Source organism: Kocuria sp. U4B (genome assembly GCF_054875615.1).
The window spans coordinates 3,353,610-3,377,420 of the sequence record NZ_CM142180.1; the positions used below are offsets into that span (position 1 = coordinate 3,353,610).

Annotated in this window: 14 protein-coding genes; 12 read left to right on the forward strand and 2 right to left on the reverse strand. The window is 68.8% G+C overall.

Going from position 1 to position 23,811, the window contains the following annotated elements:
• Positions 1-136 precede the first annotated feature (136 nt).
• The 8 genes from ACYSMR_RS15640 (at position 137) to ACYSMR_RS15675 (ending at position 14,748) form a co-directional block, all read left to right on the forward strand.
• Entirely contained in the window at positions 137-1,378 is a 1,242-nt protein-coding gene (locus ACYSMR_RS15640; RefSeq protein ID WP_461746391.1) for a glycosyltransferase family 4 protein, read from the forward strand.
• Positions 1,368-3,200 (forward strand): glycosyltransferase, encoded by a 1,833-nt coding sequence (locus ACYSMR_RS15645; protein ID WP_461746393.1) that lies wholly within the window; start codon positions 1,368-1,370, stop codon positions 3,198-3,200. The genes ACYSMR_RS15640 and ACYSMR_RS15645 overlap by 11 nt, the downstream gene beginning before the upstream one ends.
• On the forward strand, positions 3,197-4,102 hold the full coding sequence (locus ACYSMR_RS15650) for an ABC transporter permease (protein WP_461746395.1): 906 nt from the start codon (positions 3,197-3,199) through the stop codon (positions 4,100-4,102). The genes ACYSMR_RS15645 and ACYSMR_RS15650 overlap by 4 nt, the downstream gene beginning before the upstream one ends.
• Entirely contained in the window at positions 4,092-5,045 is a 954-nt protein-coding gene (locus ACYSMR_RS15655; protein WP_461746397.1) for an ABC transporter ATP-binding protein, read from the forward strand. Before ACYSMR_RS15650 ends, ACYSMR_RS15655 begins: the two co-directional genes overlap by 11 nt.
• The gene (locus ACYSMR_RS15660; protein WP_461746399.1) at positions 5,042-6,925 is read left to right on the forward strand and encodes a glycosyltransferase family protein; all 1,884 of its coding nucleotides are present in this window, start codon (positions 5,042-5,044) and stop codon (positions 6,923-6,925) included. Before ACYSMR_RS15655 ends, ACYSMR_RS15660 begins: the two co-directional genes overlap by 4 nt.
• Positions 6,926-7,001: 76 nt before the next feature.
• Positions 7,002-8,324 carry a UDP-N-acetyl-D-mannosamine dehydrogenase gene (wecC, locus tag ACYSMR_RS15665; protein ID WP_461746401.1) on the forward strand — a complete coding sequence of 441 codons (1,323 nt, stop codon included), beginning with the start codon at positions 7,002-7,004 and terminating at the stop codon, positions 8,322-8,324.
• Positions 8,325-8,383: 59 nt separating this feature from the next.
• A complete protein-coding gene (locus tag ACYSMR_RS15670; RefSeq protein WP_461746403.1) occupies positions 8,384-12,928 on the forward strand; it encodes a glycosyltransferase in 4,545 nt (1,514 codons plus the stop codon).
• Between the two features lie 200 nt (positions 12,929-13,128).
• Entirely contained in the window at positions 13,129-14,748 is a 1,620-nt protein-coding gene (locus ACYSMR_RS15675; RefSeq protein ID WP_461746405.1) for a hypothetical protein, read from the forward strand.
• Positions 14,749-14,754: 6 nt separating this feature from the next.
• Here the strand turns inward: ACYSMR_RS15675 and ACYSMR_RS15680 are convergent, their stop codons facing one another.
• Positions 14,755-16,341 (reverse strand): hypothetical protein, encoded by a 1,587-nt coding sequence (locus ACYSMR_RS15680; RefSeq protein WP_461746407.1) that lies wholly within the window; start codon positions 16,339-16,341, stop codon positions 14,755-14,757.
• Positions 16,342-16,576: 235 nt separating this feature from the next.
• A complete protein-coding gene (locus ACYSMR_RS15685; protein ID WP_461746409.1) occupies positions 16,577-18,709 on the reverse strand; it encodes a heparinase II/III domain-containing protein in 2,133 nt (710 codons plus the stop codon).
• A 218-nt stretch (positions 18,710-18,927) separates the two neighbouring features.
• Between ACYSMR_RS15685 and ACYSMR_RS15690 the strand changes: the two genes are divergently transcribed.
• Genes ACYSMR_RS15690 through ACYSMR_RS15705 form a run of 4 tightly spaced genes read left to right on the forward strand, consistent with a single transcriptional unit; the run spans position 18,928 to position 22,917 of the window.
• A complete protein-coding gene (locus ACYSMR_RS15690) occupies positions 18,928-19,698 on the forward strand; it encodes a class I SAM-dependent methyltransferase (RefSeq protein ID WP_461746411.1) in 771 nt (256 codons plus the stop codon).
• Entirely contained in the window at positions 19,695-20,081 is a 387-nt protein-coding gene (locus tag ACYSMR_RS15695) for a hypothetical protein (RefSeq protein WP_461746413.1), read from the forward strand. Before ACYSMR_RS15690 ends, ACYSMR_RS15695 begins: the two co-directional genes overlap by 4 nt.
• Positions 20,078-22,267, forward strand: coding sequence for a glycosyltransferase (locus tag ACYSMR_RS15700; protein WP_461746415.1), 2,190 nt, complete (start codon positions 20,078-20,080; stop codon positions 22,265-22,267). The genes ACYSMR_RS15695 and ACYSMR_RS15700 overlap by 4 nt, the downstream gene beginning before the upstream one ends.
• Positions 22,264-22,917, forward strand: coding sequence for a hypothetical protein (locus tag ACYSMR_RS15705; protein WP_461746417.1), 654 nt, complete (start codon positions 22,264-22,266; stop codon positions 22,915-22,917). The genes ACYSMR_RS15700 and ACYSMR_RS15705 overlap by 4 nt, the downstream gene beginning before the upstream one ends.
• Positions 22,918-23,811: the final 894 nt, after the last annotated feature.

A 23,811-nucleotide genomic window follows, 5' to 3' on the forward strand; every position in this document is an offset into this window, starting at 1 on the left:
CGCCGCACATCCCCACCCGGTGCGGTGACGGTGGCACCCTCACTCCTGGCCCGCCCCTCGACCGGTGGGGACGGGCACCTCTTGACCCCCGCGAGAGCCCATGCCCCCCACCGCCCGTTCCCTGCGCCTGCTTGTGGTGACACACTCCTACTGGCCCGAGCACTCCCCGCCGCAGCGCCGCTGGTCGTCGCTGACGCGCTATCTGCGCCACGCCGGCTGGGACGTCTCCTTCCTCGCCCCGGCGCCGCGGTTCCGCGGCGAGTCCGGTCCCGGCGCGGTCGGGGGCGCCTGGGGCACGGGCACCGGCCCCCTCGGCGAGAGGATCCACCGGGTCCCGTACCTGAGCGCGGGCCACGGCCGCGGGAGCAAGCTCGCCGACCAGCTGCTCACGGCCGCCACCTCGGCGGTGCGGGGCCTGCTCACGGGCCCCGTGGACGTCGTGCTCGTCACCGCGCCGTCCCTGCCCCTGCTGGCGTCGGGCTGGGTCCTGGCCCGGCTCAAGGGTGTGCCGTTCGTCGTGGAGATGCGCGACGCCTGGCCCGACCTGGCCCACGACGCGAAGCTGTTGCGCGGCGGCGGCCGCGGCGCGGTCAACGGCGTGGTGGAGCTCGTCCAGCAGCACGCCGACCTGGTGGTCACGGTCACGGAGGGCTTCGCCCGGACGCTGCGCGACCGGGGTCTGCGCCACGTGGAGACCGTGCGCAACGGCGTGGTCCTCGACCGCACGCCCCGGCTGCTGCCCCCGCTCGTCCACCGCGACCGGCTCGAGGTGCTCTACCTGGGCAACCACGGCGAGAGCCAGCGCCTGGAGGTGCTGATCGAGGCCGCCGCGCGCGTGGGCGAGCGGATGCGCCTGACCATGGTCGGGCAGGGCAACCGCAAACCCGTCCTCCAGGCCCTCGCCGCCCGGCTGGACGCGCCCGTGCGGTTCCTGCCGCCCGAGTACGGGCCGCGGGTCTTCGAGCGCTACGCCGAGGCCGACTCCGTGGTGATCTCGCTGCGGGACGACTGGAAGTCCTTCGAGGCCACGATCCCCTCGAAGACCTACGAGGTGCTGTCCGTGGGCCGGCACATCACCGCGATCGTGCGCGGGGAGGCGGCCCGCCTCCTAGCCGACGCCGGGGAGGGCGACGTGGTGCCCAGCGACCCGGACGCGGTCGCCCGCCTGTGGCAGGAGCTGATCACCGACCGGACGCGGCTGCGTCCTGCCGGCTCCGGCCGGGCGTGGGTCGAGGCCCACGCCGACTACGCCGACCTCGCCGCCCGCTACGACAGGCTGCTGCGCGGGCTCGCCGCGGCCTGGCCCCGGCAGGCTCATGCCGGGCCGGCCGGGGCGGACGCCGGCACGCCGACGGGAGGGGACCGGCATGTCGCGTGAGCACGGCGACCGTCCCGACGGGGCCACGGGGCGGTCCGTGGGGCAGCTGCGCGCCAACGCCGCGGTGACAGCGCGCACGGTGCGCGAGCATCTGGCCGACGACCCGGTGGTCTTCTGGCTGCAGGCCGCGCGCCGGATGCCCCGCCCGGTCTCCCGCCCCGCGGCCCGTGCCGTCCTCGGCGTTCCCTGGCCCGCTGCCCGGGCGGCCGCGGCCCACGTCCTCGGCCGCGACGACCGGGCAACGGAGGGGATCGCCCAGGCGGCGGAGGGGTGCTTCGACGCCCGCACCACCCGGCGCATGGCCGACGTCGCCCTGTCCATGGGCCGCGTCGAGGAGGCGGACGCTTTGCTCGCCCAGGTGCCCGCGGGGATCCCGGGCCGTGCGGGGACCAAGGCCCGCCGCGACTGGCACGTGGGGCGGATGTCCGAAGCCGTCGTCGGTCTGCGCCGTGCGGTGGCCCGCGGACGGGTGACGCGGGGCGAGCGCCAGCAGCTGCACCGGTACGAGGACGAGCTGCGCCTGTTCCTCGGGTGGCGCCCCACCCTGGCGCCCGTGGTCGGCTACCGGCCGGTCCCGGACACGGTCCTGCACGTGCTCACGAACTCCCTGCCCCACACCGCGAGCGGCTACGCCCAGCGCACGCACTCGCTGCTCACCGCCACGGCGGCGCAGGGCTGGACGGTGCACGCCGTGACCCGACCGGGGTATCCGGTGCAGGTCGGCAAGCTGGGCGCCGCCGCCGTGGACCTCGTCGACGGCATCCCCTACCACCGCATCCTGCCGTCCCGGCTGGCCGGCACGGCCACCGGCCGGCTGCAGCAGGAGGCGAATGCCGTCCTCGGGCTGGCGCTGCGCACCCGGCCCGCCGTGCTGCACACCACCACCCACTTCGTCAACGCCCTCGTCACCCGGGCCGTCGCGGAGTCCCTCGGCATCCCGTGGGTCTACGAGGTCCGCGGGCAGCTGGCGGACACCTGGGCGTCGTCCCGGCCGGGCGAGGCGGCCACGAGCGAACGGTACGGGCTGTTCACGGCGCGGGAGGCCGAGGTCCTGACGGCCGCCGATGACGTCGTGACGCTGGGCCGGGCCATGAGCCAGCGGGTGCGAGAGCTGACCCGCTCCCTGCCCGGGGGACCGGTTCATGCCCGCATCGCGCCCAACGCCGTCGGCGGGGACTACCTCACTGACCCGGCGCCGCCCGGCGACGCGCGGCGCGCTGTCGGCCTGCCGCAGGACGCCCTGATCCTCGGCACCGTCACCAGCGTGGTCGACTACGAGGGCCTCGACGACCTGCTGCGCGCGGCCGCGCTGCTGGCGCCCGACCTCCCGCGGATGCTCGTGGTGATCGTGGGCGACGGCGCCGCGCGTCCCGGACTGGAGACCCTCGCCACCGAGCTCGGCGTGCGGGACCGGGTCCGCTTCGTGGGCCGCGTGCCCCGGGACCGGGCGGTGCTGTACCACCAGGCGTTCGACGTGTTCGTCGTCCCCCGCAAGGACCGCACCGTCACCCGCCACGTCACCCCGCTCAAGCCGGTCGAGGCCCTGGCCACCGGCACCCCCGTGGTGGCCTCACGGCTGCCGGCGCTGGCCGAGCTCGTCGCGGACGGGATCACCGGACTGCTGACCCCGCCCGAGGACCCCTCGACCCTGGCGAGCGTGCTGCGGATGATGCTCGAGTGCCCCGCCGTGCGTGCCTGTCTGGGAGACGAGGGCCGGCGCCGGGCCTTGTCGGAGCGCACGTGGGAGGCCGTGGCGTCCGCTACGGTGGAGGCCTACCACCACCTGACGGAACCGGACACACTCCAGGAGGCCAGCGCGTGACCGTGCGGCAGACGCCCGACCAGGGGCCGGTGCCGGCTCCGACGCCCCCGGCGCTCACGGTGGTCTTCGACTCCTCGCGGCTGCGCGCCGTGGGGGCGCGGCCCCCGTTGCCCGAATACCTGGTGCAGCTGTGGGGCAGCCGCCACTTCGTCCTCTACGACGCCCGCGTGCGGCTGTCCGTGAGCCAGGAGCACACCCTGCTCGGGAAGGCGTGGCTGGTCCTCAACCCGGTGCTGCTCGGGCTGAGCTTCCTGCTGATCTTCGGCGTGCTCCTGGGCACGAGCCGGGGGGTCGACAACTTCATCGCCTATCTCCTGGTGGGGCTAATGATGTTCAACTACTCGTCCCGGGCCGTCGTGGCCGGGGCCCGCTGCCTCGCCTCCGGCCGGGCGCTCATCCGGGGCTTCAGCTTCCCCCGGGTGGCGCTGACCCTCTCCATCAACGTCCGGGAGCTGATGAGCCAGTTCTTCGTGCTCCTGGCCATGGCCGTGCTGGTCCTCCTGATCCCGCCGCTCGAGCCCGTGACGTGGCGGTGGGCGCTCCTGGTGCCCATCGTGGCGCTGCAGACGGTCTTCAACTGGGGCCTCGGGATGCTCATGGCCCCCTTGGTGCACCGCATCCCCGACCTCGGCAACCTCCTGACCTTCGTCATGCGCATCTGGATGTACTCCTCCGGCATCTTCTACGACCCGTCCCACTTCGTGAGTGATGAACGGCTCCTGCTGCTCTTCGAGGCGAATCCCCTCTACCAGGTGCTCTCCATGGCCCGCGACTGCCTGCTCTACGGCACGACCCCGCCCTGGTGGTCGTGGACCATCCTGGTGGTCGCGGCCTTCGGCACCTGGCTGGCCGGGCTGTGGGTGTTCTGGCACAACGAGGAGAGCTACGCCGATGAGCGCTGAACTCCGCGCCGCCCGCCCCGGGCGGCGGCGCGCCCGGATGCCCGCCGTCGTCGTCGATGACGTCTCGGTCGTCTACACCGTCACCAGTACCGGCGGCGGGGACGAGGTCCCCGTGTCCCCGGCCGTGCGCTGGGCGCGCAGGGCGCTCGGTCGCCCGCCGATCGTGCAGAACCGTGCGCTGACGGGCATCACCCTTGCCGTGGACGAAGGCGAGTCCGTGGGCTTCGTGGGCCGCAACGGGTCCGGGAAGTCGACCCTCATGAACGTCGTCGCCGGGCAGCTCAACCCCACGTCCGGACGGGTCTACGCCGCCGACACGCCCGCGAAGCTCGGCGTCAACGTCTCTCTCGTGCCCGCGCTGTCGGGGGAGCGCAACATCCGGCTGGGCTGCCTGGCCCAGGGGATGACCCCGCGGGAGGTGGACCGGCGCATGGACGAGCTGGTGCACATCGCGGCGCTCGACAAGGCCATCCACTGGCCCATGAAGGCCTACTCCTCCGGCATGGCGGCCCGGCTGCGCTTCGCCGTGGCCACGGCCACCGACCCGCACATCCTCATCCTCGACGAGGCGCTCGGCACCGGCGACGCGCAGTTCCAGGACCGCGGCCAGGCTCGCATGCGCGAGCTGCGCGACCAGGCCGGTTGCATCCTGTTCGTCTCCCACTCCATGGGCGAGGTGCGGCAGATTTGTTCCCGCGTCGTGTGGATCGACGAGGGGGAGCTGGTCATGGACGGGGACCCGCAGGAGGTCACCGAGGCCTACGGGCGGTTCATGAAGGAGCTCGCAGCGGGCAACAACCGCACCGCCCTGACGATGCGCGACGGAGAACGCGCCCGGCTGGTCCGTACCGTGCTCGACGACGTCGCCGATCCCCCCACCGTGCCGGGGGCGACCCTGGACGACGGTCCTGTCGTCTTCCCCGTGCAGAGGCCGGGCGCATGACGCGGAGTGCGTCCGGCTTCGCGCTGCGCACCGCCTTGTGGCACCTGCGCCACGGCGGGCCGTCGGCCGTGGCGAAGTACCGGCGCCGGCTCAGGGCACCCCGGACCGCCTCCGCCGCCGGGACCCCACGGGACACGGGCCTGGACTTCGACCCCGTCGCGTGGCCCGAGCGGGCCCCCGTCTTCGGCGACGTGACCGCCGCGGTGATCCTCGACGACTTCTCCCTGCGCGCGTTCGCCTACGAGTGGCACCAGGTGCCGCTCACGCGCGGCGGGTGGCGCGAGCAGCTCGCGGCGCACCCGGTGGACCTGCTGTTCGTCGAGTCTGCCTGGCACGGCAACGGCGATGAGTGGCAGTACCAGCTCACCGGCGCCTCCGGGGTCAAGCAGGCGTTCAAGGACCTGCTGGCCCACTGCCGCGAGCACGGCATCCCCACGGTGTTCTGGAACAAGGAGGACCCGCCCCACTACGAGGACTTCCTGGAGTGCGCGGGCCTGTTCGACCACGTCCTCACCACGGACAGCACCCGGGTGGAGCACTACGTCCGGGACCTCGGCCACGACCGGGTGGGCGTCCTGCCCTTCGCCGCGCAACCGGCCGTCCACCACCCCGTCCGCCCGCAGCACGGCTTCCACGAGCGGGACGTGGCCTTCGCCGGGATGTACTTCGCCCACAAGTATCCCGAGCGCCGCGAGCAGATGGACCTGCTGCTCGGCGGTGCTCTGGACGTCAGCCCGAGGATGCGGCGCGGTCTGGAGATCTTCTCCCGCTACCTCGGCGACGACGAGCGCTACCAGTTCCCCGCCCCGCTCGACGAGCGGGTGGTCGGCTCCCTGCCCTACGACCGGATGCTCACCGCGTACAAGGCCTACAAGGTCTTCCTCAACGTGAACTCGGTGGTCGACTCGCCCAGCATGTGCGCCCGGCGAATTTTCGAGATCACCGCGTCCGGCACGCCCGTGGTCTCGACGCCCAGCGCGGCGATCCGCCACTACTTCTCCGAGGACGAGCTGCCGGTGGCGGGGGACCGGCAGCACGCCGCGGACCTGGTCCGGGCGCTGGTGCGCAGCCCCGAACTGGCGGACCGGACGGTCCACCGCGCCCAGCGCGCCGTCTGGGCGGACCACACCTACACCCACCGTGTGGCGTCGGTGCTCGAGGCCGTGCACCCCGGACGGTGGCGCGCCCCGGAGCCGCCGGCGGTCTCCGTGCTGCTGTGCACCAACCGCCCGCACCGGCTGGACCACGCCCTGGGCTCGGTGGCCGCGCAGGTGGGCGTCGACCCCGAGGTGGTCCTTGTGTGCCACGGCTTCGACCCGGCCGAGCACGACGTCGATGCCCGGGCGGCCGCCGCCGGCCTGCCGCGAGTGCGGGTCCTGGCGGCGGGTGACGAACTGAGCCTGGGTGAGTGCCTCAACCTGGCCGTCGAGGCGTCCACGGGCGATGTCCTGGCCAAGATGGACGACGACGACTACTACGGGCCGCACTACCTGGGCGACCAGCTTCATGCTTTGTCATACTCGGGTGCCGACGTGGTGGGCAAGCAGGCGCACTACATGCACCTGGCCGCCCACGATGCCACGCTGCTGCGCTTCGCCCACCGCGAGCACCGGTACACGGACTTCGTCATGGGCCCGACCATCATGGGCCGGCGGGAGGTCTTCCAGCGGGTGCCCTTCGCGCCCCGTACCACGGGGGAGGACACGGCGTTCCTGGCCGCCGCCGCGGACGCCGGCTACCGCATCTACTCGAGCGACCGGTTCAACTTCCGCCAGCACCGGGGAACCGGGGAGCACACGTGGTCCGTGAGTGACGCCACACTCCTCGCCAGCGGCGACGTGGTCGCGTTCGGGGACACGCTTCTGCACGTCACAGTATGATTTTCTAAAGCGACCCCACCGCCACGAGTGTTGCCCCCCCCCGCACCTCGCCCCCTCCCCCCACAGTTAGGCCCCCATGTCTGAGCAGAAGAACGTCGTCGTCGTCGGCCTGGGCTACATCGGACTCCCCACCGCCGTGGTCCTCGCCATTCACGGGTCCCGCGTGTTCGGTGTGGACATCAACGAGGCCAACGTGGCGCGGATCAACAGGGGCGAGATTCCCTTCGTCGAGCCGGGGCTGGAGGAGCAGCTCGCCGCGGCCGTGGCTGAGGGCACCCTGACCGCGTCGACGGAGATGCCCCACGGCGACGCCTACATCGTGGCCGTGCCGACCCCGTTCAAGGACGACTACGAGGGCGACCTGTCCTACATCCTCTCGGCCTCGAAGGCGATCGCACCGCAGCTGCGCGGCGACGAGCTGATCATCCTCGAGTCGACCTCGCCGCCGCGGACCACCCGGAAGATGGCCGAGTTCCTCCTCGAGCTGCGCCCGGATCTGTCCCTGGACGGCGCCGACGGGAAGCCCGTCATCCACGTGGCGCACTGCCCCGAGCGGGTGCTGCCCGGGCGGGTGATGGAGGAGCTGATCACCAACGACCGCATCATCGGCGGGATGAGCAAGGAGGCCACCCGGCGCGCCAAGGCGCTCTACGCCACCTTCTGCGTCGGCCAGCTGCTGGAGACCGACGACGTCACGGCCGAGATGGCCAAGCTCACCGAGAACTCCTTCCGGGACGTCAACATCGCCTTCGCCAACGAGCTCTCCCTGATCGCGGACAAGCTGGGCATCGACGTGTGGGAGCTCATCGAGCTGGCCAACCACCATCCGCGCGTCAACATCCTCCAGCCCGGCCCCGGCGTGGGCGGGCACTGCATCGCCGTGGATCCCTGGTTCATCGTCTCCTCGGCCCCCGGGCAGTCCCGGCTCATCCGCACGGCGCGGGAGGTCAACGACGGGAAGCCGCAGTGGGTGATCGACCGGGTGAAGGATGCCGTCGAGGGCCTCGACGTCCCGGTGGTCGCCGCTCTCGGGCTGGCGTTCAAGCCGGACATCGACGATCTGCGCGAGTCGCCCGCCCTGGAGATCACCAAGCGCCTGGCCCAGGACATCCCGCACGGCACCGTGCTGGCGGTCGAGCCGAACGTGGCCGAGCTGCCGCAGAGGCTCCAGGAGATCAGGAACCTGCGGTTCGCGCAGTACCTGGACGCCATCCAGCGGGCCGACGTGGTCGTGCTCCTGGTCGACCACCTGCAGTTCCGCACCCTGCCCAAGGGCATCCTCGACGGCAAGACCGTGATCGACACGAAGGGACTGTGGCGGCCCGGGCGCTCGGCGGTGCCCCCGATCACGACGACCACCCTCCCGGTCATCCCTGTCGCCTCGGCACCCGTGGCCTGAACCGGCCCGGAGCGCACTGCCACCGACACTTCCGTCCCCGCCCCAGGAGCAGCCCTTCCATGCATGCCGACGAAAGCCGCGATCCGCAGGAGTTCGACCGGATCGAGTTCGAGCACTCCCTGCGGGACGCCGAAGGGCTGCGCCTGAGGATTCGTGAGCTCGAGCGCAGGGAGGCCGATGCTCGACGGCGTGCCGGCGCGCTGGACCAGGAGCTGCAGGATGCCGTCCGGACGAACCGGACGCTCCAGCGCCGTGCCCAGCGCGCGGAGGCCCAGCTGAAGGAGGAGAGGTCCAAGCACGGCACCACCTACGCCAAGTACGAGGCCTACAAGGCCGAGACCGCACGGCTGAAGGACGACCTCAAGCGTCTCCGGGCCTCCACGAGCCTGAAGGTCGGACGCGGGGTGCTCGCCCCGGTCACCGCGGTGCGCAGGAGCTGGGCCCGGGGCGGTGACGGCTCCAGGACCCCAGAGATCGAGGCCGGGAACCCGCTGCCCGCGCTTCCGCCGGCGACGGAGCCTGCACAGCCGCAGCCTGCACAGCCGGCGCCGCCGCGACTCGCGGCCGCCGCGGCCCCGCGCCTGTCGGAGCTGTCCACCGTGGACCTGCTCTCCTGGTTCGAGGCGGCTCCTGACGGGCAGCGGCTGGGGCAGCTGCTCGGCCGCCTGTGGTACGACGAGGGCCAGATCTCCCGCCCGGCCCAGTTGCTGCACGAGCACGAGAAGCTCGTGGCCGACCTGCCGGAGAGCCGTCAGGACCTGGCGGCGCAGATCCCCGCGGCGGCGCGGCTGATCGAGCGCGTGGAGGCCATGGTCCCGCGCCGCAGCCCCGGGGCCGCCTACGTGGCGGAGCGGCGACGGGTCATGTACTGCGTGAACCAGAGCCCCGTCCACACCACCAACGGCTACGCCACGCGCACGCAGGGCGTGGCCCGGGGTCTCGTGGAGAACGGCTGGAACGTGCGGGTCGTCAGCCGGCTCGGCTACCCGTGGGACACGGAGTTAGCCGCCTCCGTGGGTGTCGAACGCTCGACCACGGTGCTGGAGGGCCTCGAGTACGTGCACTTGTCCGGGGGCGATCTGCGCAGCGATCCCCGGGACCACTACCTGCTCGCAGCCGCCGACGCCTACGTGCGCGAGGCACGCCTGTTCCGTCCCTCCATGATCCACGCCGCCTCCAACCACGTGGTGGGCCTGGCTGCGCTGATCGCCGCCCGTCGGCTCGGTGTTCCCTTCGTCTACGAGGTCCGCGGCCTGTGGGAGCTCTCGGAGGCCAGCGCCCGGCCGGGCTGGGAGGACACGGAGCGCTTCGGGCAGCAGGTGCGCCTGGAGACGCTGGTGGCCACCGAGGCCGACCGGGTTGTCGCCATCACGGAGCAGATCAAGCAGGAGCTGGTGGATCGGGGGGTGCCCGAGGAGCGGATCACGGTGGTGCCCAACGCCGTGGATCCCGCCGAGATGCTGCCGCTGCCCGTGGACCGCGCCTATGCGGCGTCGAAGAAGATCGCCGTGGACCGGCCGGTGATCGGCTTCGCCGGTTCTCTCGTCCCGTACGAGGGGCTCGACGTGCTGCTGCGGGCGGCAGCGGAGCTCCGGGACCGCGACCGGAAGTTCCAGGTGATCATCGCCGGCGCGGGCACCGCGCTGACCTCCCTGCAGCGCTTGCGGGACGAGCTGGACCTGGGCGAGACCGTCCGGTTCCTGGGGCGACTTCCCGGATCGGAGATGCCCCGGCTGATCAGCACGTTCACCGTCATGCCCTGTCCCCGGCTGTCAGCCAGGGTCACCGAGCTCGTCTCCCCGCTCAAGCCCCTGGAGTCCTTCGCGGCGGCCAAGGCCGTGGTGCTCTCCGACGTGGCTCCGCACCGGGACCTTGCCGGTCCCGACGAGACGCGAGCCGTGCTGTTCCCCGCGGGCGACGCCCGTGCCCTCGCCGACACCCTCGACGGCCTTCTCGGCAACCCCGACCGGGTGCGAGCCCTCGGCCGCCGAGCCCGGCTCTGGACCGTCGACGAGCGCACCTGGGACCTGATGGGACGACGGGTCGTCGACGCGTACGCCGCGGCAGCCGCCACCGCCGCGGACCTGGTCGACGACGGGTCCGTGCGCCGGCTCGGCGAGCTGCGCGTCGGGATCATCGCGGACGAGTTCACCACCGAGACCCTGCGCCCCAGCGTCCACCTCGTGCCCCTGGATCCCCGGTCATGGAGAGACCAGCTCGAACAGGAGGCCCTCGACCTCGTCCTTGTCGAGTCCGCCTGGAAGGGCAACGGCGGCGCATGGCACGGCAAGGTCGGCTACTACGACGACGAGTCCTTCGCGGACCTGCGCAAACTGCTCCACGCCTGCCGCACGCGCGGGCTTCCCACGCTGTTCTGGAACAAGGAGGACCCGGTCCACTTCAACCGGTTCGCCCGGACGGCCGCGCGGTGCGACCACGTGTTCACCACGGACGCGGGACGGGTCGGGGCCTACCTGTCCCTCTCGCACCACCAGATAACCACGGTGTCCAGCATGCCGTTCTACGCCCAGCCCGCCATCCACAACCCGTTGCCGGGCGCCATGCCGGCCCAGGACACCGTCAGCTACGCTGGCAGCTACTACGGGGACCGGTACAAGGAACGCTCGCAGCAGCTGCTCGACCTGCTCGAGCCCCTCACCAGGACGGGCCTGACCATCTACGACCGCCAGCACGACGACCCGGCGTCCCCGTACCGGTTCCCGCCGCAGCTGGCTCCGTTCGTGGCCGGATCATTGCCGTACGAACAGGTGCTCGACGCCTACAAGGCACACGTCGCGAACATCAACGTGAACTCGGTGGGCGACTCGCCCACGATGTTCTCCCGCCGCGTCGTCGAGATCGCAGCCTCCGGCGGTGTCGTCCTGTCCGGACCGGGCCGGGGCCTGCAAGAGACGCTGGGGGACCTCGTGCCCGTGGGCGGGGACCGGCGCCGCACCGAGAGCCTCGTCTCGCGCTGGTCTCGGGACCCGGACGCCCGCCTTGCCGAGGCATGGCACCAGATGCGCGGCGTGCTGCGCGCCCACACGGTGGACACCGCTCTGACCCTCATGGCCCGCACGGCGGGGCTCGTCGTGGACGGCCTCCGGCTGCCGGACTACGCGCTCGTGCTGGAGGACGCCTCCGCGGAGCTGGTCGACGCGGTGGCCCACCAGTCGGTCCTGCCGCGCGAGGTCGTCCTCCACGGTGAAGCGTCCCCGGCCTCCGTCGACATGCTGCGCCGCGAGGGCATCCGCGTGAGCACCTCCACCACCGGGGTGCGGACCGAGTGGATCGGCGTGCTCCGCGCCCCGGTGACGCGGACCTGGGCGGAGGACCTCCTGCACGGCACCCGCTTCGGGCAGTGGGTCCGGCTCGGGAGCCGTGAGCTGTGGGACGCGGAGGACTCCCGGCCCATGACCCGCGTGCTGACCGGACTTCCGCACGAGGACGGTCTGGTGCGGACCGAGCTCGTCGAGGACGGCGACGTCTCGGCCGCCTGCCGGACCGCGTCCGGACCCACGCTGGAGATGATCGTGCCGCAGACGGTCGCTCACCGACCCGCGAACCCGGCGCCGGCAGCGCGCACGGGGACCACGGGCCGACCGGGCGGGCTGCGCGTTCTGGTGGCCGGGCACGATCTCAAGTTCGCGGGCCCCTGGCTGGACCATCTGCGGGCCCACGGCCACACCGTCCTGATCGACCAGTGGCGAAGCCACACGGCGCACGACGAGGAGCGATCCCGGGAGCTGCTGGACCAGGCCGACGTCGTGTTCTGCGAGTGGGGCCTGGGCAACCTGAAGTGGTACTCCCGCCACGTCCTGCCGCACCAGCGCCTGGTCGCCCGCGTCCACCTGCAGGAGATCGACCGCCCCTACCTGCACGAGACGCAGCACGACAACGTCGACGCCTATGTCTTCGTGGGAGAGCTGATCCGCCGAGCCGCGGTCGAGGGGCACGGGGTGCCGGCGGACAGGGCCGTGGTCATTCCCAACATCGTCGACGTCGACGGCCTGGCCCGCCCGAAATCGGACGACGCCCGGTTCACCTTGGGCTTCGCCGGCATGGTCCCCCAGCGCAAACGGCTGGATCTTGCGGTTCTCCTGCTCGAGAAGCTCCTCGAAAAGGACTCACGCTACAAGCTCCGGGTCAAGGGCCGGCGGCCCGAGGAGTACCCGTGGATGAAGGACCGCCCCCAGGAGTTCGCCTACTACGAGGACGTGCAGGCCTCGATCGACGCGCTCAACGCCGAACACCCGGGTGCCGTCGTCTTCGACGGCTTCGGCGCGGACATGGCGCAGTGGTACTCGCGGATCGGTGTGGCGGTGTCCACGAGCGACTTCGAGTCCTTCCACCTCACCGTCGCCGACGGCGCCGCGTCCGGCGCCGTGGCCGCCTCCCTTGACTGGGACGGAGCCGACCTCATCTACCCCCGGCCGTGGCTGAGCGCCGACATCGATGAGATGGCGGGAGCCATCCACGAGACCGTCCGCAACGAAGACCTCTTCAATGCACGCGGCAGGGCCGCCCAGCAGTTCGTCCGCGCCCACATGGACGGCCCCACCGTGTTCGCGCGGCTCGACGCAGCGCTGAAGGGCGATCGATGAGCCGTGGTTGCGTGCTGTGGTGGAGCCGTCAGCCCCTGACGGCTCCCGCAGGAGCACGGTCGCTGGCCCCTCACCTCGGGCTTCTGCCGAGTGCAGAAGGCCGCTGGGCAGACGCCCCGAGTGGGCCCACCTACCTGGACGTCCGTGGCAGCGGCGTTCTCGACGGGCGCATGGTCACGCGTCCGTCAGATGCAGAGTCCGTGCGGGGGCAGATCTGCCTGCCGTTCCAGGAGCGCTCCGGATACAGCGGTTTCGGGGATCGGCTCCGTGGACCACTGGTCCTGACAGGCGCGTGGAACGGCGGGTTCGTCGTCCTGCCCGATCCCCTCGGAGCCGGCTTCACCTTCCGGTATGTCTCCGAGGGCCTGACCGCGGTGTCGGCGGACCTCGACGCCCTGGTCGCCTTCCTCCGGTCGACCGGCACCACCCTCGCCAAGAATCTGGCCTTCGTGGCAGAGAACATCGCGACCGGCCGGGGCGGAGTGTTCTCCTCCAGTTACGAGAAGATCGAAGCGCTGCCGCCGTTCAGCTACGTGCTGGCCGATGCTTCCGGTGTCCACCTGCACACCTACGACGCGCAGGCTGAAGTGCTGGGGTACCGCACCAGCGATGACTCGCTCGGGCCCGCCTGGGACGGGGTGCATCAGGACCTGCTTCAGAACGTGCTGGCATCGGCCGCGTACGACAGCCCAGACAAGGTATCCCACCTCACCGGCGGCTTCGACTCACGGCTCACTCTCGCCGCCCTGATGGGCGCCGGCGTGGCCGACCAGTTCACCTACTTCTGCTCCGGAAGCCCGCAGCTCCCCGATCGCTGGACCGCCGAACGCCTGTCGGCCACTTACGACCTCACCCTGAGCGACGACCCGGGGTTCACCGAACTGGCTCGGCCCACGTCGCTCGCCGACAGCCTCCTCACGCCGCAGCGCAATACGGCTGGCATGCTCATCGCCGGCGGGCCCTCAGCCCACGCGTATGCCGAGCCCCGGGCCGTCGTTCTCAGCGGTTGCTACGGGGAGATCCTCCGGGGCTCCTTCAGCCTGCGGTACACCGGGCGGGTGATGGCGGAGGACCCGCGGGTGGTGGCCCGGACACTTTGGGGAAACGTCTTCTTCCCCGAGGACGCCGGGGAATCACTGCTCGCCGGTAGCCTGCAGGAGGCCTACCTCGATGGGTTCCGCGCCCAGCTCAATGCAGGCCACGCTGCGGGTCTGCGCGACGACGGCGTGCTCGACTGGTTCTACGTCACCGCCAAGAACCGGTACTTCATCGGTCTGACCAGCTACGCCTGGTCTCAGCACGCGTACCGCATGGACCCGCTGTACAGTCTCGACGCGGTGAAGCTCATGCTCGCGGCGCCCTCCGACGTGCGGCGGGCGAACATCCTCGGATTCGACCTGATGGAACGCCTAGCGCCGGGCTTGCGTGAACACCCCTTCGACACGGACCGCTACAACGACTGGTACGTGTCTCTGCGCGGCCAACCCCGTCGGCGGGCCTTCGACGAGACAGCCGCGCCGCGGCTCGCGGCGTACCAGCCGCCCCGCGCGACCGGAGGATTCCAGCGTCCTGCGGCGACCGTGGAACAGGTCGAGTTCGCCCGGCGCCGCAAGGCCAACCTGTGGCAAGTGGCAGCCCTGGAGCCCACCCGAAAGCTGTGCCGCGAGATGCTGGCTGGCATTCCCACCCATGAGCGCGACGCCGTGTTCGGACGAAAGGTGCTGAGCCGTCTGATGACCCGGGAGCTGACCAACCGGACACAGATCCGTACGGTGTTCAACCTGTATTCTGGGCTGCTCTGGTTCTACGACGAGCGCTGAGCAGCCTCATGCGTCGACGAGCGCCTGAACCCGTCCTGGCGTGAGCGGAGCCGGTACCGCGGCGGCGTTGAACACGGTGGTGCTTTCAGGGGCGGCTTCCATCGCGTAGGTGAGAGCGTTCTGGTTCAGGCGCCAGGAGTTATCCCGATCGAGGGAACTGCGCAGGTACCGAATCGTGGCCTCGAGAAAGGCCCGACCGTTGTCAGTTTGACGGATCAAAACGTTGCCGGCGAGGTAGCGCCGCCACGGAACGATGCCGTTCAGCCGCTGCACCGTGGGCAGGACGACGTCCGCTTCCTGTGTGCGAGCGGGCACGAGGCGAATGTCTCCGGTCGGCAGCAGATCAGCGTCCTGGATCCAAATGTCGCATCCGTAAAAGTCCAGGAGCTCAGGTGCGACGAGGTATCGCGCTGCGGCGAAGTAGGTCTTGTCCTGGGCCACGCCGTCGGGCACCCCCGAGGAGGACCAGTCGACCGTCACGGCGTCTTCGGGCTGATCGCGCATGCGCAGCACGAGCCCGAGCAGATCGGTGCACAGGTCCATCGTCGCCAGTGCCTCGTCCTGCTCCGCCACGACGTGCACGTGGTAGGCGAACTCGGGGAACAGCGCCATGTTGAAGGCGAGTTGGGGAAAATACCGCTTGAGGAACCGCGGATTCGCCGAGTACAGAATGACCGGGAAGTCCCGGCTCGAAGGGCCCGGGAGGCTGGTCTGCAACCACTTGAGGCGCGGCGCGAGCACTGAGCCGTCGTCGGCGGCCGGTGGGACCACGTATGTGTTGATGGGATAGGTGGCCGTACTGGGATCGAGCACCTCTTCGAACGCCGACCGGGCTGACGCATAGGCGGCCGCCGCTCGCACCCGTTCACCGCGGTAAGAGGCCAGATGCCCGAGGTGGAGATGAGAGGTGCCGAGGGGGACAAATGCGCGACAGTGCTCCTCGAGAACCGCGAGGGCGGCCGTGAACCGCTCGCCCTCCGAGCCGATGCCACGCAGCGCGCCCGCCGTCGAGCGCCTCTGTGTGGCCCGTCGAGGGTGGTTCTTCTGGAACTGTAGGTAACGGACCATCATGTGCAGGTCGAACAGGTAGTTCATGCACGGGGAGTTCGCGACCACACCCGCCGCGACGTCGAAGACGTCCTCCAGCAACCTCGCGACCCGATCCAAGGCGCTCGGCCGACCCCCGTTGGCCACGACGTCGAAGATGACCCGGCGCAGGTTCCGTACTACCCGATGCGTTTGGTCGGTCTCGAAGAAGAAACACCGGACCACAGCGCGCACGGCCTCGGCGTAGTCCATTTCCGGTGGCAGCGCGCCCTTCTCAACCCATCCCCGCACGTGCGCCGCACGTTTCGTCCACGCCAGCTTGAAGGCCGGCACGAGCGGGACCGTGCCCCCGTCACGAGAGGCGGTCAGAGCCACCGTCGTGTGGGGAGAGGCGAGAATCTCTTCCGGCACCAGGTCGAGGAGGTCCACCGCGGCCGTCATCTGGTGCACCACGCCAAAGCCCTGAGGCTTGTTCTGCACCCGAAGCCGGATCGTGGCCGGGGTGCTGCCGACGGTGGCCTGGGCTCCGAGGTATCTGAGGATCACGTGGTCTCTCCTTGGATCTGCTGCCGGGAGGCGGGCCTACGAGGCCGCCGATAAGGTGGCTCGGAGGTCTGCCACACACCAGAAGCAACTGCTACATCCGCTCGAGGGCGCCGCGGGTGACACAGCCGCTGTGGACGAGCGCACCCGACGTCGCGTACCCGGGCATGGGAACAGGGAAGCCCTCGCCAAGCCGGGGAAGGGAGGAGTCGGCCGGGTCGATGGAGTCGATCGTATTCTATGGATGGGATTGGCTCGAAGATCCCGCCGGCAAGTCGAAATGGTCTTCGCCCCGAACTACGGAGTCGCCACCTGACGCCGTCTCCTCTGCGGGCAGCAACGTGATGGTCGTCGTCATGCGGACGGTCTTCCCCCGGAACCGCAGGCAGAGGGCTTCGGCTGGAACCGCCTCGTTGAAGACGGGGAAGCGCCATCCCTGGGGGTGCGGCGCGTCTTGCCCCCGGACGCGGGAGAGCTTCCACTCCGTCGCACTTTCGACCCGGACCTCGGCCAGGGGCTTCCCCGGGTAACGGACGTCGAAACCCGTTTCACCCACCGTCGACCGAAGCTCCGGGCCGAGGTGCCACAGCAGCTCGTAGCGGTGCTGGTGGGGCGACTCTATGACGTCCTCGACCACGATGGTAGGGGCAGTCCCGTCCTCACGCACTCGGACGGAACGACGGTGTACCACGTTCTCGTAGCGCGCATTCGTCCCTGTGACGTTCAAAGCACACCCGGCATCGTCGTCCTGCAGCGTCACGGCCGAGAACTTGCCATCCGTCCGGGGCAGGCTCTTCCCGTCCACCACGAGGCTGTTGTGGGCGAACTGGGAGTAGGCATGCTTTGAGAACGGATGCTCGTAGTCGTAGCCGTAAGGGCCTGCCTCGCAGAGGATGTCGTAGCCGCGGTGGCGTACGAACAGGCTCAGGTCGTCCGAGTGCTTGTGGTAGTTCGCGTTGTAGGCGGCAGAGAAGAAGACGTATGCGGCGTCGGGATCGCCCCACGCGGAGCGGTACATGGCGTAACCGCTGTGGGGCAGCACCAGCGAGCGCTCCCGCGCCGGATCTCCGTCCTTGCCGGCAGTGACGGCGAAACGGTACGAGGCATCGTCGAACAGCCGCCCGTGGACGGTGTTGCCAAGCACGCGCTGCGTCGTGTCGCTAATCGGCGGGTACATGCCGTTGGGCATGACGGCGTGCGTGGCGTAGGCCGTCGCCCGGCTAAGCATTTCCTGGAAGTGATCCGCCCGAGGATGTCCCAGGGCACCGAGGATTCCGGTGTACTGCTGCAGGTACTGCGAGGCCATCAGGTGGTAGCTGGGCGAGTTCTCCACGTGCACGCCCTCGTCGGTGAAACCGGAGCCAAAGTAGTCATCGAGGCGGCGCAGCGCCTTGGATGCCATGCGGGAGCGTTGCTGTTCGGTGGGATACGGTGCCAAGACGGCATAGGCCAGGAGGGCCAGGTCCTGGAACATCCCGTGGTTGTTGCCGGTCTCGTGGAACTCGTCGGTGAACAAGGCCGCCGCGGCGGGCTCCAGGACGTTGCGCACGGTCTCCACCGCCTGCTCCGGGAGCGTCCATCCGCAGGCCTCCATCAGCGAGAGGACGCCCAGCACGCGCTGGGCCGTGGTCTCGTCGTGCCATGCCATCGGCGCGTCCGGTGCCTGGCCGGATCCAAAGCGGCAATACCACTCCTGCAACAGCTCCAGAGCTGCGACCAGGACACCCTCCCGGTGCTCGTCGCTCTGAGACATCACGCCTGCCCACTCGGCCAAGAAGACGAATCCGTGCAAGAGGCGCTGGTGGGCCCGAGTGTCCACGTCCGTCCACATGCCACCGCCAGCGTAGAGAACGTCGGACTGATTCCATAGCGACAGAATCTGACGCTCGAGAAAACGGTCGACACGGTCGAACGCGGCCTGAACGCGGACCCGCGGCAGCGTCGAGCGCAGCTGCGCCTTCACCGCCTCGGAGCCGAGGCCCGCCAACACGGCACCGGCCGAATGGGGCTCGAAGAAGTCGAACGGCAGGTCCGCGATGCGCACGGACGGAGCGCCTAGTCGAACGGCCGACTTCCCCCCGAGACGTATCGCCAGGATGACGGCAGTGACGTCCGGCCCCGGACTGAATTCCAGGCGAGACGTGTTCTTCTCGCCCATCACGGTCCGCCTGATCGCCCCGGCACACTCGATCACCGCGATCCGGTATTCGCCGGACAGCACCTCCACGGGAACTGCCACGCTGAAGTGCTGCAGTGCTGGCTCGAACGCGGTCTGTTCGGGCGCCACCGCGAAATTGTGATCGGCCTGGTGCGCCAGCAGATAGACGTGGGAATCGGCAGGATTGTCGACCAGCTCGTGGTCTCCTGACACGGAATGACGGACGGGTCGCGTGGGCGGGGGGAGCCAGAGCATTCTGAAATCATGGCACAGTCGAAGACTCGGCTCAGCAATCCACGTGTCGCGTGGAAATCCATTCTGGCTGGTCAGTGGGATAGTATGGCGGCGACCTGCTGATCCCCTCCCCCCAAAGGATCTTCGTGGAGCCGTCCCCCCCTCCTGCCTCGCAGGACACTGTCTCCGCTGCGCGCGTGGAGCAGCTTTTCACCGAGGTCCAGAAAAACACCTCTTTGGTACGTACCGACATCCGTCGTGAAGCTCAGCGCGTCATCTTCGAAAGCGACGCGCGTGAATACCTGTACGATCGCCTGCGGCCGCCGGTGCATATCGGGGCACGGGGTACGTGGGCATGCAACTTTCAGGTGCTGGCCTATCTTGTCGACGAGATTCTTCGTCCGGAGCTGACCAACCCGACAATCGTCGAGCTGGGGAGCGGCGTCAGCACAGCGTGGCTGGGACTGTGCGTCAAGGAGAAGGGATCCAGAAGGATCTACTCGCTGGAGCACGATCCCATTTATCACCGGCACACGCACTCCGTCGTGGAACAGGTCGGAGTGGCCGACGATACGCAGGTGGTGCTGGCTCCCATGGAGGACGTGGACCCAGCCATCAAGGACTTGACCGGAAATGCCCAGTGGTACGGCCGTGCATGGCTGGAGAGGACCGTCACGAGCATCGACGTGCTGTTCGTCGACGGCCCCCCGTCGACGTTCGGACCCGGCGTGCGGGCGGCAGCATATCCGGTGCTCAGTTCGCGACTGACTGACGGAGCCCTGGTCGTGCTGGACGACGTCCACCGGGCTGACGAACAGCAGGTCGTTCAGATGTGGACGAGCCACGCGCACAGCACGGGAGCCGAGCTGACCCATGTCGCGACGGTGGGCGAAAGCGCCATTTTCTGGCACCATTTGGCGACCGAAGACCTAGACCAGAAGGAACGAGAGATGGGCCGAACGCCGTGAATTTCGATTTTACGTTCGAAGCACCCATCAAGCAGGTGAGCTTTTATTGCTTGGTGGACGACGTCCAGTATGAGGATCGCGAAGTGCTCGCTCTCCTCGATTATGAGCTTGCGAGCTCGGAACGAGAGTTCGAAGGCGCCACCTGGACCCTCTCGCCGAAGTACGGTCGTCATTTCCACTATCTCCCCGCACCGAAGGACGGCGTCCTTCGGCTGAGGGACTTCGTCTTTCCCGAGGCGATCCACAACGCGCGCCTTTCGGTGGTCGGGCGCGGTTCCGGAGCGCCGGATCCTGCCACCATCGTGCAAGAGGTATACGCCCTGACCGTGGATCCTGCGGATGACGGCAACACTGCGATCTACAAGGGAGTTGAGGAGCGATGACCGACGCCCTGGCCATTACGCAGGCGCCCGTCGCCTCTGTGGTCATCTGCTTCAAGGACTGGGGTCTCGACCGTCTGGAACTGTCGATCCGGTCGTTGCTCAACGCCTTCGGACAGATTCCGTTCGAGATCGTCGTGTCCGACTACGGATCCGTGGAACTGGACCGGCACGAATCCCGCCGGCGCATCGAGGCGCTCGGGGCGCGGTACATCTACACCGACACCAACGGGGTCTGGTCCCGCTCTCGTGCACTGAATGCGGGATTTGCGGTGTGCCGCGGGGACGTGCTCATCTGCACGGACGCGGACATGCTGTTCACACCAGGAGCCCTCGCCCCGGTGGTGCAGAGCCTCCAGGAGGCTGATCGGGACGTCATCGTCCTCCAGTGCCGGGATCTCCCTCCGACCCACACGCATGAGACCATCGACTTCGCCGCCATCAACTGGCGGGAACTGGAACGCGTCTCGCGCTTCCGGCCCCGATGGGGCATGGGCGGGATGATCGCGTTCTCCCGCGACGCCTATCTCGAGGTCCGAGGGCTCGACGAGCGCCTCGAGATCTACGGCGGTGAGGATCTCGACTTCGCCAAACGGATGAAGCGCACCGGGCGGGCCGTGCGGTGGTGGGACAGCCCTGAGTGCCGCATGTACCACATCTGGCACGAGCCCACGCGGGATCTCATGGCCAATACGGACGCCGGCCAGCGTGCGATGACCTTCAACCGCAACATCCACTCCAAGGACATGACCACGCAGCGCAACCTCCGCTCGTGGCAGCACCCCGTCGTCGACCGTGCGCCCCTGTTCAGCGTCGTGATCTCGACTCACAACAGGGCCGACTACCTCAGCGAAGCCCTCAGCTCGGTCCTGTGCCAGACGGTCGATGACTTCGAACTGATTGTGGTCGACGACGGCAGCACCGACCACACCGCCGAGGTGGTCGCCTCGTTCGGCGACGACCGCATCCGGTACTTCCCGAGGGAGCAGGCTGGCCTGGCCGCGGCTCGGAACCACGCCATGGATGTCAGCCGGGGACGGTTCACCGTGGTGCACGACGACGACGACATCATGCTCCCTTGGCGGCTGGACAGCCATCTTTCCCGGCTCGAGCCAGGCAGCGTGGGTTCCTACGGCGGCTGGATCGATTTCGACGACGAGACCGGTGAGATGTCCGTGCTCCAGGGCAAGGAGCTGACGCAGGGGAGTCTCCTGTTCACCGGCGCGGTCTACCTTCACCCCACACTCATGGTGCGCACGGATGTCCTGCGCGCCCTGCGGTACACGGACACCTTCCGGAGCGGTTCTGATTACTCGCTCGGAATGAAGCTGATGCGTTCGGGCTTCCGGCTCAACCACACCGGAGAGATCCACACTCTTCGCCGTCTGCACCCCGGACAGATCACGGAGAGTCAGGGAGTCACGCAAAAGGCGTCGGCCGTGCTCACCGGGTACATGGCGAAGGTGCCCATGACCTCAGGAAACATCAAGACCGCCCGCCAAGCGGCACGCGAGCTCCGGCGCACATGGGTGCCCGGGACGGAGAACGTCTTCGGACACTACGGCGCCTACCTCCCGGACCGCCTTGTGGAGCGTGCCATCAAGCTCGACAACTGGATTCCCGACAACGTCCTGGCTCAGGCGCTGCACCGAAACCGGGCGAGCGAGTTCTTCTCCTACAGGGTCCGGGACGTCGACGGCGTCGTGCACAAGCAGGGCACGGTCGTCGAGGGGTGCTCCTGGGACGACATGCGCAGGTTGCGGGCCTTCGGCCCGCTCTCCGTGTCGGAGCACCGGAGCAGGTCACGCTCGACGGGGGGCGAAGAGCTCGACGCCGCGGTCGCCGCAGAAGGCGCGGCACCGCGCCAGCTCGTCAGGCCGGTGATTGAGCAGGTGCTGCTGTCCGAGGGGAAAGCACCCGTCGTGGCACCGATCACACTGGACAGGGCCGCTCTCACGGAGCTCGCGGTCGACGGTGAGCAGGTACAAATCGTGGACATCACGAGGAGCGGGCAGACGGCCAGGACCTATTCCGTCCTCACCGGAGAAGCCCACCCGCTCGAGCTCTTGGGGAAGGGCCTGGAACTGGGAGCGTTGCCCATGGACAGCAACATCAAGGTCGCCTCGCCCAAGGCCGGCGCACAGATGATCAGGCAGTTCGCCCAGCGAGGCCAGGAAGGACGGAAATGAAGATCACGTGGGTCGCCAACGACGGATACGGCCGGTTCGGTTTCAAGGCCGAACCAGGAGAGTACGACGGCGTTCCGCTGCTTGACTCCCTGCTCTTCGACGGGACGCCTGCCACGATTTCCAACGATCGGATGAGCGCGGCCGCCGCACTGGCTTTCGGGGAGTTCACCAGCGGTGAGCTCGAGCTGCCGAAGGACATCACTCCGGAGGTCGCCGGGGCCGTCCAAGAGTTCCTGCTCCCACGAAAGGTGTTCCCCGCGCCGGTCTCATTCGCTGCCCGGGCATTGCCGGACGGCGAGACGCGACTGCTGCTCAACCCCGGTTTGGAGGAGCCCGAACTCGAACCCCGCAATGATTGGGGCAAGGCGAGGGAAGTGCTGCTGGATCTTCGTCCGGCCGGAACGTGGGCGGGTCAGATGGCATCGGTCGAGACGATTTCCTTGGCTACGAACTCCTTCCTCTTCGGCATGCACTACGCGGATGACGATGTCCGACGGATCCACGCCTCCATCGCTGTGGCATTGGTCTTTGCCGAGTCCGTCAAGGCTCGAACACTTGTCCTGCACAGGAAGTATGCCGCGCACGGTGATCAGCTGGACCGCCTGGTTCAATTCCTGGCGCCATGCGGCATGGGCATCGACCTCCGATAGGAAGGACTTGCAACGAGATCTTGATACAATCGGTGCGCGCCGATGATTGAAATCGCTACGGTGGGGCAACGAGGTGATGGTGGTGGCGCTCGGGCCAGCGGCGTCAAGCCCTTATGCTGCGGCGAGTGTGTGTCTAGCAACCCAGCGGTGCAGTCTCTACACATGGCTGAAGTTCACGTAGCTCTAAGTTCTTCAGGCTGTAACTCCGCGACAACTCCCAGATAGCGGGGTGCCCTCCGATTGCCGTACACATCGCGTGTTTGGGACTCCCGGGGACAACGCGGGCAGTGCCTGCAGCCTTGACGATTGACCATCCTGCAGCTGAGTTCTCCAGCATGGTGCCTTAAAATTTCACTTGATTTGTCGCCTTCGCCCGAACCAATTCATAGTCAGTTTTTAGTAAACAACACTCTGTGCGTCGACTACGGAAATTTGCGTGGTGGGGACCAGGAAGAACACCTTATCGTTCGCACGGATACTCGCCATGTTTGGGGTTAAGCATGGGTAGCGGGGTGCGCGAGGGCGGCTCGGGGGAACGCTGATGCGGAAGGTCCTGCTCTCGTATGCAGGCGAAGACTTGTTCCTAAGTAAGGTCCCCCGGCCCCTGTATGCTCTCGGGAGCGCCTGGTGGAACGAGTGCCGGATGATGTGGATTTTTTCTGGCTGAATCGGCGGGTCATGCCTTCGGCCAATCCTCGAGCGCATGTGCCCCATCGTGAGAGAGGTATCCCAGCAGGGGGAGCAGTGGTCTGCACATTGAGGGGAACAGCAGGCATTTCGCCACGGGACGCCCTGTCCCCGGTCAACTCAGGGCGCTCCCTACGCAGCCGAGCCCTCCCTTTGCCGGGCCACGAGTGCGGCCTAAAATGGAATCTCCTCTGTGAAGCCTTAACT

Excerpts from the sequence above, each read along its gene's own strand:
- ACYSMR_RS15670 (WP_461746403.1), top strand. The coding sequence starts at position 8,384 with ATGCATGCCGACGAAAGCCGCGATCCGCAGGAGTTCGACCGGATCGAG.
- ACYSMR_RS15700 (WP_461746415.1), top strand. The coding sequence starts at position 20,078 with ATGACCGACGCCCTGGCCATTACGCAGGCGCCCGTCGCCTCTGTGGTC.
- ACYSMR_RS15655 (WP_461746397.1), top strand. The coding sequence starts at position 4,092 with ATGAGCGCTGAACTCCGCGCCGCCCGCCCCGGGCGGCGGCGCGCCCGG.
- wecC (WP_461746401.1), top strand. The coding sequence starts at position 7,002 with ATGTCTGAGCAGAAGAACGTCGTCGTCGTCGGCCTGGGCTACATCGGA.
- ACYSMR_RS15645 (WP_461746393.1), top strand. The coding sequence starts at position 1,368 with ATGTCGCGTGAGCACGGCGACCGTCCCGACGGGGCCACGGGGCGGTCC.
- ACYSMR_RS15705 (WP_461746417.1), top strand. The coding sequence starts at position 22,264 with ATGAAGATCACGTGGGTCGCCAACGACGGATACGGCCGGTTCGGTTTC.
- ACYSMR_RS15660 (WP_461746399.1), top strand. The coding sequence starts at position 5,042 with ATGACGCGGAGTGCGTCCGGCTTCGCGCTGCGCACCGCCTTGTGGCAC.